General features: G+C 57.5%; 11 protein-coding genes. 5 read left to right on the top strand and 6 right to left on the bottom strand.

All coding sequences use genetic code 11. From position 1 onward, the window contains the following. Positions 1–57 precede the first annotated feature (57 nt). Positions 58–1,398 (top strand): ATP-binding protein, encoded by a 1,341-nt coding sequence (locus tag IE151_RS16705; protein WP_244636852.1) that lies wholly within the window; start codon positions 58–60, stop codon positions 1,396–1,398. A gap of 137 nt (positions 1,399–1,535) precedes the next feature. Beyond that, complete coding sequence (gene phoU / locus IE151_RS16700; protein WP_189492853.1) at positions 1,536–2,258, top strand: phosphate signaling complex protein PhoU; 723 nt, start codon at positions 1,536–1,538, stop codon at positions 2,256–2,258. 66 nt (positions 2,259–2,324) lie between these two features. Here phoU and IE151_RS16695 read toward each other — a convergent pair whose 3' ends face one another. Further along, positions 2,325–2,897, bottom strand: coding sequence for a GcrA family cell cycle regulator (locus IE151_RS16695; protein WP_189492851.1), 573 nt, complete (start codon positions 2,895–2,897; stop codon positions 2,325–2,327). A 466-nt stretch (positions 2,898–3,363) separates the two neighbouring features. Here IE151_RS16695 and IE151_RS16690 point away from each other — a divergent pair, with 466 nt between their 5' ends. From IE151_RS16690 to IE151_RS16680, 3 genes are all read left to right on the top strand, one after another. Then, positions 3,364–4,584, top strand: coding sequence for an aspartate aminotransferase family protein (locus IE151_RS16690; RefSeq protein WP_189492849.1), 1,221 nt, complete (start codon positions 3,364–3,366; stop codon positions 4,582–4,584). After that, positions 4,584–5,495 carry an ornithine carbamoyltransferase gene (argF, locus tag IE151_RS16685; protein WP_189492847.1) on the top strand — a complete coding sequence of 304 codons (912 nt, stop codon included), beginning with the start codon at positions 4,584–4,586 and terminating at the stop codon, positions 5,493–5,495. The genes IE151_RS16690 and argF overlap by 1 nt, the downstream gene beginning before the upstream one ends. A 142-nt stretch (positions 5,496–5,637) precedes the next feature. Continuing rightward, positions 5,638–6,612, top strand: a complete 975-nt coding sequence (locus IE151_RS16680) for an Hsp33 family molecular chaperone (RefSeq protein WP_244636851.1) — start codon at positions 5,638–5,640, stop codon at positions 6,610–6,612. Between the two features lie 17 nt (positions 6,613–6,629). Here the strand turns inward: IE151_RS16680 and IE151_RS16675 are convergent, their stop codons facing one another. From IE151_RS16675 to IE151_RS16655, 5 genes are all read right to left on the bottom strand, one after another. Then, positions 6,630–7,379, bottom strand: a complete 750-nt coding sequence (locus IE151_RS16675; RefSeq protein WP_189492845.1) for a helix-turn-helix transcriptional regulator — start codon at positions 7,377–7,379, stop codon at positions 6,630–6,632. 201 nt (positions 7,380–7,580) lie between these two features. Next, positions 7,581–8,102: a hypothetical protein gene (locus tag IE151_RS16670; RefSeq protein WP_210310908.1), complete on the bottom strand. Its 522-nt coding sequence runs from the start codon at positions 8,100–8,102 to the stop codon at positions 7,581–7,583. A 15-nt stretch (positions 8,103–8,117) separates the two neighbouring features. Then, entirely contained in the window at positions 8,118–9,338 is a 1,221-nt protein-coding gene (locus tag IE151_RS16665) for a polyhydroxyalkanoate depolymerase (RefSeq protein ID WP_189492841.1), read from the bottom strand. A 95-nt stretch (positions 9,339–9,433) separates the two neighbouring features. Then, positions 9,434–11,599, bottom strand: a complete 2,166-nt coding sequence (locus IE151_RS16660; protein ID WP_189492839.1) for a transglycosylase domain-containing protein — start codon at positions 11,597–11,599, stop codon at positions 9,434–9,436. Positions 11,600–11,780: 181 nt separating this feature from the next. Further along, complete coding sequence (locus tag IE151_RS16655) at positions 11,781–13,103, bottom strand: MFS transporter (RefSeq protein WP_244636850.1); 1,323 nt, start codon at positions 13,101–13,103, stop codon at positions 11,781–11,783. Positions 13,104–13,265: the final 162 nt, after the last annotated feature.

Genomic DNA, 13,265 nt, shown 5'->3' with positions numbered 1-13,265 from the left:
GATAGAGAAAGCGGTTCGACACGATCCGGGGGCGATTGCCTGGTAGCGAGGCACGATTTGAGTTTACAGGATACTTCTTCACCCGCACATGGCGAGGAGCGGCAGCGTAACCGGCGACAGGTCATCTTGCGCAGGCGCATCGCGCTCTTCGTCACGATGCTGGCGCTGGCCTTCCCCTATCTCGGTCTTTCTGCCGGACCTGCCGTCGGTTTCCTGGTTTTCACAATCGGTCTGGCCGCAGCAGGTGTGCTTTTCTTCCTTCGTCCCAGGCAATTACTGGTACGGGAAGCGCCTCTCATCAACGTGCCCAAGCCGCGCAGGACCATGGAAGCCTTGTCCGCGACGCGCCTGGCGGATGCCGTCGCCGATCCTATCTTCGTCTTCAATGCGAAAGGTATAGTCGTTTTCGCCAATTCCGGCGCGCGTGATGCCTTCGAAGGCGTTCAGCCCGGAACCCACATGCGCCTGCGCTTCCGCGCGCCGGAAATGCAAAACCTGATCGATACCGTATTGCAGGGTGGAGAAGCTGAGGCGGTAGACTATGCCGAGCGCCTTCCCATGGAACGGCTTTATCATGTGGAAGCTCTGCCCCTGGACGGGCCAGCCAGGCTCTTCGTCATGGTCTTTCGTGACCAGAGCGAAATGCGTCGGCTGGATCGCATGCGGGCTGATTTCATCGCCAATGCCAGCCACGAGTTACGAACGCCGCTGGCCTCCGTTTCAGGCTTTATCGAGACACTGCAAGGTCCGGCCAAGGATGATCCGAAAGCGCGCGATGCCTTCCTGCAGATCATGCAGGCCCAGACGACCCGCATGGCCCGTCTTATCGACGACCTGCTTTCACTGTCGCGGCTGGAAATGAAGCCAAGGCTGGGAGCCGGACGTTCCCTCGATATCCGCACGATTGTCAGCAGCGTCATCGACAGCCTGTCTCCCATGGCCCGCAATGCCGAACTGGACATTGATCTCACGCTTCCATCCAGACCGCTGATGGTGCATGGGAACCAGGACGAATTGTTCCAAGTCTTCCAGAACCTGCTGGAGAATGCTTGCAAATACGGTCAGTCGGGGAAGCGGGTCGAAATTTTCGTCAAGGCGAATGAGAAGGAGGCGGAGGTGAGTTTCCGCGACTTCGGCCCTGGCATTCCGGAGGAGCATATTCCACGTCTGACCGAGCGTTTTTATCGCGTCGACGTGGAAAAAAGCCGGACCCACAAGGGAACCGGGCTGGGGCTTTCCATCGTCAAGCACATCCTGACCCGCCACCACGGACGCCTCGACATCGTCTCGAAGCTTGGAGAGGGCTCCACCTTTTCCATCATTCTGCCGCTCGCGAAGGGCAACATTCTGGATGATGAGCTCGTTCACCTCGAGGCAGACCAAGCTGAAATCTCATAGAAGGCCCTGATTCAGATACGAGATTCCCGTAGATCATCCACCATATTCTTTTTTCTGTCATCACATTGCGCTAGCCTTCTCATTTAAGCTCTGCGCAAATGTCTCATCGCGCGCACTTTTGATCGGAGGACGGGCATTTGAACTCGCTTACCCAACACACAGTCAAATCCTTCGACGATGAGCTGCATGCCTTGACTGCCAAGCTTGCCGCCATGGGAGGCCAGGCAGAGCAGATTATCGACCAGGCCGTAACGGCACTGGCCAATGATGATCTGGCTCTCGCCAGCCAAGTCATCGCGGATGATGCCTTGCTCGATCAAGCACAGCGCGAGGTTGACGATATGGCTATTTCGCTACTGGCACGCCGCCAGCCCATGGCACAGGACCTACGTGAAATTCTCAGCGCAATCCGCATTTCGGCCGAACTGGAGCGCGTCGGCGATATGGGCAAGAACATTGCCAAGCGCGTTGTCGCCATGTCGGGCACCAACCACCCTTCGAAGCTCTATCGCGGCCTGCAGGCGCTTTCCGAACTGGCTCGCACACAGCTGAAGGATGTTCTTGACGCTTATGCATCGCGATCGGTTGATCGCCTCGCCTATCTGCGCGATCGCGACAACCAGATAGACGCCATGTATACCTCGCTGTTTCGCGAGTTGCTGACCTACATGATGGAAGATCCGCGCAATATCTCGACCTGTACGCATCTTCTCTTCTGCGCCAAGAACATCGAACGCATCGGGGACCACGCAACCAACGTTGCGGAAATTCTCTATTATATCGTTACCGGCCAGCAGCTGGATCATCACCGCGCGAAGGACGACGAGACGCATAGGGTAACAGGCATGCCGATCGCCTGACAACTTCTGGCAAATCGAAGCAAGAAAGGCCGGCTCATGAGCCGGCCTTTCTTTATAAATGCATAATTACCTGACGCGCCTGCGTTCCGAAGTCGGCTGAAAAGCCAATTTGGCATGGTAGGTGCAATAGGGGCCCGCTTCCGCGCAATCATTGCCACAGAAGTTGAAATCATCGCTGAGCGGATCGCCATTCGGCCATTTGCAGGTGCGCTCAGTCAGAGCAACCAGCGGCAGGCGACGCGAGATAGGCACCACGACGTCTTCGGTTGAACGCATCACTTGCTGCTGCGGCACCGGAGTAGCATCGAATTGCGCCTTGAGCGCGGTCGCACCGATCGACGTCGGCATGGAACGCATCGACCCGCCGGAAACGGCGTTTACCGGATTCATGCCGGAAGGTGCGGCACGACCGCTGCTGCGCTGCACACCAGCCGAAGATGCTACAGTTGGCGTCGGTCGCTTTGCCTTCTGCGCGGGCGCTGGCGCTGAACGCCCGCGACCCGAAAGCTTCAGGCGATGCACCTTGCCGATCACCGCATTGCGGCTCACGCCTCCCAGCTGGGTCGCGATCTGGCTAGCGCTCAGGCCTTCCGACCAAAGCTTCTTTAAAAGTTCAACTCGTTCATCGGTCCAGTTCATGGCGCATTCGCTCCATCTGACTGCGGTCCCAGGAATCCCCCCACGCCCCGGCTGTTCGCCAGGATTCATTGCTGCCGCCGCAGCGCCGACAAATGGATGGGTTGCCGCACGAAATGCTTAATTCTCTGACGAGTCTAACGTGATGGCTGACTCCGTGGCAAGCTTCTGCTAGAGGCCGCGAATCGCTTTTCGAGGTTTTCAACAACTTGGCACGAAAGATGTCCTACTCGCTGCGAGGAAGATTTTGCGAGACGGAACGCAAGCGTTGACTTGATCTTCGAAAACCGGAATAAAGTTTGCGCCGCCTTCTGGCGGTTTTTTTCGTTTGCGGCAGGAGCTTCTCCACAGAAATCCAATCAGGCCGCATCTCACATCGAGAGGCCTGCTAGCCCTGCGAACCGCTGGCTGGACTCTCTTTTCCTGAAGCGGTGGATGCGCTTCAGCTTATGTTGACCGGGGATATGCAATGAGTACGACCGCTCTGTATCAGACCTTCTCCCGCCTGCCGCTCACATTCGAGCGAGGTGAAGGAAGCTGGCTTCTGACGGACAAGGGCGAGCGATATCTCGATTTCGCGGCTGGCATCGCGGTCAATTCACTCGGCCACGCGCACCCGCACCTTGTTGCAGCGCTGACGGAGCAAGCAGGAAAACTCTGGCATGTCTCCAATCTCTACGAGATCCCGGAGCAGAGCCGTCTTGCAGATCGCCTGGCTGCCAATACATTTGCGGACCGCGTCTTTTTCACCAATTCCGGTGCGGAAGCGCTCGAATGCGCGATCAAGACAGCGCGTCGCCATTTCTTCGCCAAGGGCCAGCCGAACCGCTACCGCATCGTCACAATACAGGGGGCCTTTCATGGCCGCACGCTGGCGACGATTGCCGCCGGGGGCCAGGAAAAATATCTCGAAGGTTTCGGCCCCAAAGTGGAGGGCTTCGATCAGGTCCCCTATGGCGATCTCGATGCGCTAAAGGCAGTCATCGGTGCTGACACCGCTGCCATTCTGCTTGAACCGGTGCAGGGCGAAGGCGGCGTGAGAGCCTTTCCGCCAAAGATACTCAAAGAAATCCGTGCGCTCTGCGATGCACACGACCTTCTCCTGATCTTCGACGAGGTTCAGACCGGCGTCGGCCGCACCGGCAAATTATTTGCACATGAATGGTCCGGAATCGCACCGGATATCATGGCCGTCGCCAAGGGTATTGGTGGTGGTTTCCCGATGGGAGCATGCCTTGCCACCGCTGCTGCGTCGGATGCCATGGTGCCCGGCACACATGGTACCACGTTCGGCGGCAATCCGCTTGCAATGGCCGTCGGCAACGCTGTTCTGGACATTGTGCTTGAAGAAGGCTTCCTCGACGAGGTTAACCGTAAGGCGCTGCTTCTCAAGCAGGGGCTGGCGGAAATCGCCGACAGTTTCCCCGGCGTCGTATCGGAAGCTCGGGGTGTCGGCCTTCTCATGGGACTGAAATGCGTATTGCCCAACAACGTGGTGAAGGACGCTATCGCCGGTGAGAAGCTTCTTTGCGTGCCTGCTGGTGACAATGTCGTGCGCCTCCTGCCACCATTGACGGCAACAGACGAAGACATACGTGAGGCCATCGCCCGTATTCGAACCGCCTGCGAAAAATTGCAAACCGAAGCCCAGAATGAAGCCAAGGGCGCACGCGCCAAGGGAGCCGTGTAATGAGCGTTCGTCACTTTCTCGATCTCGCAGCGACCGATGGCCAGACCTTGCGGGCTATTCTCAACGATGCCGCCGCACGCAAGGCGAAGATAAAAAACGGAGAGCGCAGCAAGCCGCTTGAGGGCAAGGTCCTCGCCATGATCTTCGAGAAAGCTTCGACGCGCACCCGCGTCTCCTTCGACGTGGCGATGCGCCAGCTCGGTGGCGAGACATTGATGCTGACAGGTGCCGAGATGCAGCTCGGACGCTCGGAAACCATTGCTGACACCGCCAAGGTCCTGTCGCGCTACGTTGATGCGATCATGATCCGCACGACTCGGCACGACCGTCTTCTGGAAATGGCCGAACATGCTACCGTACCCGTCATTAACGGTCTGACCGACGATACGCATCCGTGCCAGATCATGGCCGACATCCTCACCTTCGAAGAACACCGCGGACCGGTGAAGGACAAGCTGTTCGCCTGGACGGGCGACGGCAATAACGTGCTGCATTCGCTGGTCGAAGCCTCCGCCCGCTTCTCCTTCCGTCTCAATATCGCCGTGCCGGCAGGAAGCGAACCCGACGAGCGTTTCATTGCATGGGCAAAAGAAAATGGTGGACGCGTCGAGATGTTCCGCTCTGCCAAGGATGCCGTAACGGGATCCGACTGCATCGTGACCGATACCTGGGTTTCCATGGGCCAGGAGCATAAGGCGCGAGGCCATAACGTCTTCCAGCCTTATCAGGTCAATGACGAACTGATGGCGCTTGCCAGTCCCGACGCGCTGTTCATGCACTGCCTGCCAGCCCATCGCGGGGAAGAAGTCACCGACTCTGTCATCGACGGCCCTCATTCCGTGGTGTTCGACGAAGCGGAGAACCGGATGCATGCGCAGCGCGCGGTGCTTGCCTACTGTCTAGGTGCTTGATCCAGGGCAGGGAGCGCACTATCTGCCGGATCTGGTACTTCCTTGAAAGGCATCAGATCTGTCCCGTCGAATTGAGACAGCCTTCCGCTTCGCCTCGGCGTGGGACAAAATCATTGAACCATTCCGTGCAGGACCTAAAGCCGTGACCGATACGCAGCCATCTCTTGGCGACCTCGAATATTCCCGCGACGATCATGTCGTGCCTTTTGCCGTGGAGCCGCTAGACGTGCGCGGTCGCGCTGTGCAGATCGGCCCGATGCTCAATTCCATCATGGCGCGCCATCAATATCCCGAACCGGTGGCGCGTCTTCTCGCCGAAGCTATCCTGATGACGGTCTTGATCGGGACAGCGATGAAATTCGACGGCAAGTTCATAGTGCAGACACGATCCGATGGCCCCGTCGACCTGCTGGTTGCCGACTTTGCAAGTCCGGATGCGGTGCGCGCCTATGCCCGCTTCGATGCGGAGCGTCTGGCGGAAGCGGTCGCTGCCAGGAAGGACGCGCCGCACGAACTTCTAGGTGCCGGCGTTCTGGCCATGACTATCGACCAAGGGGCACATACGAGCCGCTACCAGGGTGTCGTTGCCCTCGACGGCTCTACGCTTGAAGAGGTGGCCCGCACCTATTTCCGCCAGTCGGAACAGATCCCTACCGACGTAAAGATGGCTGTTGCCCGAATGATGCTTCCTGGGGGTACGGAGGAATGGCGGGCCGGCGGACTGATCGCCCAGTTCCTGCCGCAGGCACCCGAGCGAATGCGCATGGCCGATCTACCAAGCGGCAGCGATGACGAACAGGAGAAAAATTACGAGCCGGATGCAGCGTGGCAGGAGGCCATGGCGCTGATTTCGACGATCGAGGCTGACGAACTGATAGATCCGTCCATCCGGCCGGAACGCCTCCTGTTCCGTCTGTTCCACGAGCAGGGGGTTCGGGTATTCGAAGGACAGACCGTTCTGGATAAATGCTCCTGCTCTGAAGAGAAAATCCGCGGCATACTCAGCGGCTTCACGGCTGAGGAGCTGGATGAAAGCACCGAAGCCGACGGTCAGGTTCACGTTGACTGCGAGTTCTGTTCGACGCGATACAGCTTTCCGGCTTCAGATTTCCGCTGACGGGAGCTGGCCCGCAACTACCGGATCAACCCCAGGCGCATAGCCTCCGAAACAGCCTGCGCGCGCGTTGCTGCGCGCAGCTTTACTTTCGCGCTGGCGAGGTGCTTTTCTGCCGTGTGTTCCGAAATAGCCAGAATCTGACCTATTTCCCATTCGCTCTTGCCATGCGATGCCCAATTCAGGCATTCGACCTCGCGCAGGGTCAGACCGAGCAAGCCAAAGGCAACCCGATTTTTCCCATCGAGAATTTCCATTGCCTTGCCGACCGCATAAACGCTAATCAGGTTGAGCACGCTGCGTTCCGCAGGTGAAAGATCCGCATTCTCGCCTGCGAAACTCACTGCAACTCTGCGCCCGTCCAGAGTATCGACGACGAAGCCTAGCCCGTCCTTCAAACCATGGTCACGTGCCTCATCCATCAGAGTCGCAGCTCCAAGATCATCATTGATCAGGGCGCGCACGCTCTCGTCAGACCACCGAAACGGCGCAGGGGCACATTGGAAGCGCTTTACCAGCGGATCACGTTGGATATAGCGGGCACGCTCATATTGTGTCTGCCACTCGGAAGGCCAGCTCGAGAATAGAATGTGCGACTGTAGACGCCGCCGGCTGGTCGGCAATCTTCCCGTTTGCGGGATGATTGCTGCGATACAATAGTCGAGCCCGAAAGGCTGTATAAGCGACAGCAAGGTCGCGTTGACCGTCTTCACCGTTTGCGCGTTTTGCAAACGCGCAATAAATTCAAGTGTCTTGTCGAAACGCCCCATTCCACACCGCCACGCTAAGTCAGCGATGCCGCCTGTACGACATACGCGAATTACTGAAAAATTCCCTCTTGGATTTTTTTATATTTTTCTAAGTCAAATGCAGTCGAGTCTTCCACAGGTTTCTTGTTTTACCTGTCGTCAATAGTCAAAAATGACAGATCTGTTTAGATAAACCTAATTCTTATATATTGTTTATGAAATTCAGCTTCCTGGATTGTTGCCGGCCGCATATATCACTACGCGATCCCGATTGAGAAACTCGATTGCAAGGATGTCACGGAGCAGAATTCCGCGAGAATCGATCGCGTGATAGAACATGGCGTTGCCTTCGATCGTCTGTTGAAGTGCGAGTATTTCCGCCTTTCGCTCTTCCTGCTTTTTCTGGATCGCCTCGGGCATACTCGTCATGCCGACGTCCTGCAGATAAACAATTTCAAGCTGGTCCAGCTTCGTGCGCTTGCGCACCTCAGATAGCACCACCTCCGAATTGTCCATAAGAGTCAGGATGTGACCCAGATCGTCCTCCGCCTTCTCGGTCTTCGTCTCCACGGGCGTGCCGACAATTTTGTCGATCGATTCCTGACTATTGATGCCCTGAGCAGGTGCGTAGCTGGCGAGAGCTGAAATAAGTACCAATACAGGCGCGACGATGAGAGGCTTGATAAGCATATACCTTCCATGGGTTTTCGGGAGTTCAACGGAAGAAACGCGGTAGTTTTCCATGAGTTCCAGTGCCGGTCAGGGGTTGGTTTGCAAAAATTCGGAGATGAGCGGCGCAATCTCGCGACGGAAACGGGAACCGTTAAACACGCCGTAATGGCCGGCTTCGGCTTGCAGATGATAATGCTGACGATGTGGGGGAATATTCACGCATAGTTCATGCGCGGCACGCGTCTGTCCGACGCCTGAAATATCATCCTTTTCGCCCTCGATGGTAAGGAGGGCGCAGCGCCTTATCGCGGCAGGATCAACGCGGTTGCCGCGGTAGGTCATTTCGCCCTTCGGCAGAAGGTGGCGAACGAAGACGGCATCCACTGTCTCCAGATAGAACTCGGCCGAAAGATCCATGACGGCCATATATTCATCATAGAAACGACGGTGTTTCTCAGCCCCATCCTCGTCGCCTTGCACAAGATGACGAAAGAAATCCTGATGTGCATGGAGGTGCCGGTCGAAATTCATGCCCACGAAACCCGCAAGTTGCAGGAAACCTGGATAAACGGCGCGGCCAGCACCCGGCTCTCCCCCTGGAACGTCCATCACGACGTTTTCGGCAAACCACTCGGTGCCACGCTCCTGTGCAAGCTTGTTCACAGCGGTCGGATTGACTCGAGGATCAATGGGGCCGCCTATCAATGTCATCGATCTGGGGCTGGCGGGCTCGTTGCGCGCTTCCATGACAGCCACTGCCGCCAATACTGGAACAGAAGGCTGACAGACAGCCAAGACATGCGTGTCCTTACCAAGGAAGGAGAGAATATCTATCACGTAGTCAATATACTCATCGAGGCCAAAGCGCCCTGCGGATAAGGGCACCTGTCGAGCATCAATCCAATCGGTGATGAATACATCCGCATAGGGAAGCATATCTTCCACCGTCCCCCGCAAAAGCGTTGCGTGATGACCTGACATGGGTGCCACGATCAGCAGGCGCGGAGCCGGGTGCTCTCGCCCCTTGCAAACAAAATGCCGGAGATGGCAAAAGGGCTTTTGCCACACCGTCGTTTGCTCCACGGCGAAAGCTTGTCCTCCGACGGTCACTTCGGCGATATCGAACGCTGGCTTGTCATAACGGCGGGTAGAGCGTTCGAAAAGCTCCGCTCCAGCCACCATGGAGCGGCCGAAGAGCGTTTCAGACAACGGATTTGCCGGATCGGAATAGAATGCACGGGCCGTTTCGGCGTAGGCACGAAAAGGCTGCAGGACAGACTGCGACAGGGCAAATACGCGATAATACATCAACTGCTTTCGCAAAATGGGCCCCCAAAGGGTGCACTATCGCGCGCGAACTTATTCATAGATATGCAATCATGCAAGCAGCAGCGCCTACCGCGCTACTGACGGCCCAATATGACATCCATGATGCTGACTTCGTGCGATGCGCCCGTTCCGCCGCCTATGTCGACCGGAGGAACCGGTGCTATCGAACCGGTCTGACCGTTGTCCGGAACCGTATAAGCGCCACTCTCCGGGGGTGCCTGGTCGAGAATCGCTTGGATCGCATCGCTGATCGTATCGACAGAATTACCGTTCCACTCCCCAGGCAGCGCGGCAACCTGCACGCCCTCGTGAGCTGCCGCCATGAAATCATGCCATGCGGCGGTAGGCAGAGCCCCTCCGGTAACCCGATCCATAGGCTTATTATCATCATTGCCGAACCAGACGCCGGTTGTCAGGTTGGAAGTGTAGCCGACGAACCAGGCATCGCGCGAGTTCTGCGAGGTGCCCGTCTTGCCGGCGGCTGGCCATCCGAACTGACCACGATGGCCGGTACCTTCCTCGATCGTCTTGGTCATCATAGCATTCATCATGCCCACGACTTCGGGGCTGAGGACGCGCGTGGCCACGTTCTTTGCCTCGTAGAGAACCTCGCCTGACGATGTGGTAACGCGCTGGACGAAATGTATTTCGGGACGATAGCCACCGTTGGCGAATGGCACATAGGCTGCCGTAAGTTCGAGCGGCGTGACTTCCGATGTACCTAGTGAGATCGAGATGTTCGATTGCAGCGGCGACTGGATGCCCATGCGTTGCGCCGCCTCGACGACCGTCTGTGGACCGACTTCCATTGCGAGTTGCGCGGCGACCGAGTTCAACGATTTTGCCAGCGCCGTCGTCAGCGTCACCTGGCCATAATACTTGCCGCCGTAATTCTTCGGGGTCCAGTTGCCAATGGTGATGGGTGCATCGTTGCGCATCGACATCGGCGTGCGGCCCTGTTCGATGGCCGCAAGATAGACGAAGGGCTTGAACGCGGAACCCGGCTGGCGCCGTGCTTCAGACGCGCGGTCGAACTGGCTGTCGGAATAATCGTAACCGCCGACAAGGGCACGAACGGCGCCGGAATTGTCGATGGAAACCAGCGCACCCTGGCTGACCTTCTTGGCCTTGCCGTCCTTGTCGATCAGGTTGCGGATAGATTTTTCGGCGATCTTCTGCAACGTCATGTCGACGGTCGATTCAACGATAAGGTCGCTGCGCACCTCACCAATGAGATCAGGCAGCACCTCCATCACCTTGTCCGCTACATAATGTTCCGACCCGGTCCAATAGGCGGCTGCGCGGCTGGCCGGCGCGCTGACTGCGGCTTTCAGCTGGCCATCATCGATCATGCCTTCCTGGCGCATCGCCGTCAGGACGAGTTGGGCGCGCGCATTGGCCGCTTCCGGATCGCGTGCAGGTGAAAGGCGCGAAGGCGCCTTAAGAAGGCCGGCCAGCAGGGCAGCCTCCGCCAGCGTCACATCTTTGGCAGATTTCTGAAAATAGCGCCGCGACGCGGCCTCGACGCCATAGGCTCCCGAGCCGAAATAGACCCGGTTCAGATACATCTCCAGTATCTGATCCTTCGAATATTCACGCTCCAGCCAGATGGCGAGCATGGCCTCCTGTACCTTGCGTTCAATAGTGCGATCAGGCTTCAGGAACAGGTTCTTGGCAAGCTGCTGCGTCAGCGTCGAACCGCCTTGCGACAAACGGCCTTGTGTCAGGTTTTCAGCCATGGCGCGGCCAAGACCTATAAGATCCACGCCGAAATGGGAATAGAAGCGGCGATCCTCGATAGCGATAACGGCTTCCGCGATATAGGGCGACATCTCGTGCAGCCCCACAGCCTCGCCGCCAGTCATGCCACGATTGGCTATCAGCTGCTTATCGACGGAGACAATGCGCACATTCGGCGGACGATCCGGTATCTCCCAGTTCGCAACCGAAGGCATTTTCGCGCCGTAGTAGACGATGAGGCCGACCAGAGCTACTCCGCCCCAGATACAGGCGATGAAGCCCCAATAGATCAGACGACCAAAGATCGATCCCCGGGAGCGCTTATGCCGGCGCGGCTGCTTGCCTCGGCTTCCGCTCTTGCGCGATGAAACGCGTTTGCCTTTTGTCTTGGATGGCATGATCCGGTCCTCCGCCTGCGCAACGAAACCGTCCTCTTCGATCCGCTCGTCACGATCGTCGAAACTCGGTTCAATGCGGTGATCACTCGGTTTTCTTGCCATTGCCTGTGTAATTACCCCTGCGCATGTCTCATCTCGAGACTACCCGTCCTCGGAGATTTCACGCGTTATTCCAACGAGATAGCGTGCGTCGAAAGGTACAACAATTCCTGACACGCGCGCTCGCGAGCATCTGAACCGTAAATGCGGCGATTTAAAGTGGTATTAACACGATGTTTAATGATTAGCGGACACCGCGGGAACTGCGCTGAATGACGCGCTCCAGCCGCATCTGTTCCTCCTGGTCAATCGGAAAGTTCCACATAAGGCTCACGGCAAAGGCCTTCAGCACCGGCGGGAGCCAGGCGTAGAGCGCCGTAAGCGCCAGAAGGCTTTCTTCTGTCTTCACCTGCGCCACCGGATCGAAGCCAGCGAGAGCCAGAGCGGGAAAGACAAGACCAACAGCAAGGGCAAGCGAGCCTTTTGTCGCCAAGCCCCACAGGGAAAAATAGAAGCCCGTGCGCTGTGAGCCGGATGTTGCAGTGTCACTGTCGATGACATCTGCCTGTATGGCTGGCGGCAGTGACAGATCAAACCCCAGCATGAAGCCGGTAACAACGCTGAGAGCGATGAACACGCCGAACTCGCCCTCTTTCAAGAACCCAGTCAATGTGAAAGCCGCGCAGGAGATAATCATCGCGAGGCACCACGCCTTGTGCTTGCCAAACAGCTTGGCGGCGCCCAGTGCAAGCGGCACGCCCGCAAAAGCCGCAAGGCAGCAGACAAAAAGCACTGCTCCCTGCATGTCCGGTCTCCCGACCCGGTACACTATGAAATATAGAAGAAGCGTGGCAGGAACGCCGTTTGCGAGGCCGTTGATGAAATAAGCGGCTAGCAGCCGCACAAAGGGCCGGTTTTCGGAGACTGCGCGCAAGCCTTCCACAAATGCCAGTTGACATGAAGAACGGTTTTGCGGTTCAGGCAATTTCGAAATGGCCAGAACGCCCAAGAGCGGCAAGCCGATCAGGATGAAAAGGGCAACTGCTGCCAACGCGGAGAAGTCCTCGAGCGGAGTGGCAAAATCCAAGAAGAAGGGAAGCGCCAGAATAATCGAGATTCCGCCGAGAGCGGTCGCTTCGCGATAAGCAGAAACCCGCACCCTTCCCTCGTAATCGGTCGCAAGCTCGGCCCCCCAGGCCGCATAGGGCAGCATGGTTGCAGATTGGCCTATGGACAGGAGTGCGGCCCAAAAGGCGAAATAGATAATACCGGCATTGGCAGAGGGCCAAAGTATCATCAACGCCGCGATAGCGGTGATGGGCAGCGAGATTGCAAAAAAGCCGCGACGGCGGCCGAGATCGCTCCACGAACCGAGCCAACGCGCGTCGTTGTCGCTCAGCAGCCCAATCAACGGATCGGTGAAAACTCCTAAAAGAAGGGCCAGCGCCAGCACGAAACCGATAGAAGCGGGCGAAAGCCCGATCTCTTCGGCATAAACGATCGGAATGGTCGCATAAAAGGGCAGACTGAGCAGGGCCAGCGGCAGGGCGGGGAGCGCATATGCCAAAAGTCTGGGAGCCCTCAGATCTGTGTGCGCGGCGCATCTGGTATGGTTCACTTAGGCACCGGTCCTGAGAAGGCCATCGACATCCTCGGTCGCCACACGCAGTCGGCTCTCACTGACATATCCAACCGGCATCAACTCCCCCACTCGATTTCCGGAGCAGTG

The sequence above is a fragment of the Limoniibacter endophyticus genome (genome assembly GCF_014652835.1).
Taxonomy (GTDB): domain Bacteria; phylum Pseudomonadota; class Alphaproteobacteria; order Rhizobiales; family Rhizobiaceae; genus Limoniibacter; species Limoniibacter endophyticus.
Note: the sequence above shows the minus strand (reverse complement) of the source record. Positions and strands in the feature narration are given on the sequence as shown.

What these genes read in the sequence shown, in the direction of transcription:
- IE151_RS16695 (WP_189492851.1), bottom strand. Translation starts at nt 2,897, where the DNA reads ATGAACTGGACCGATGAACGAGTTGAACTTTTAAAGAAGCTTTGGTCG.
- IE151_RS16690 (WP_189492849.1), top strand. Translation starts at nt 3,364, where the DNA reads ATGAGTACGACCGCTCTGTATCAGACCTTCTCCCGCCTGCCGCTCACA.
- argF (WP_189492847.1), top strand. Translation starts at nt 4,584, where the DNA reads ATGAGCGTTCGTCACTTTCTCGATCTCGCAGCGACCGATGGCCAGACC.
- IE151_RS16675 (WP_189492845.1), bottom strand. Translation starts at nt 7,379, where the DNA reads ATGGGGCGTTTCGACAAGACACTTGAATTTATTGCGCGTTTGCAAAAC.
- IE151_RS16670 (WP_210310908.1), bottom strand. Translation starts at nt 8,102, where the DNA reads ATGGAAAACTACCGCGTTTCTTCCGTTGAACTCCCGAAAACCCATGGA.
- IE151_RS16665 (WP_189492841.1), bottom strand. Translation starts at nt 9,338, where the DNA reads ATGTATTATCGCGTATTTGCCCTGTCGCAGTCTGTCCTGCAGCCTTTT.
- IE151_RS16660 (WP_189492839.1), bottom strand. Translation starts at nt 11,599, where the DNA reads ATGGCAAGAAAACCGAGTGATCACCGCATTGAACCGAGTTTCGACGAT.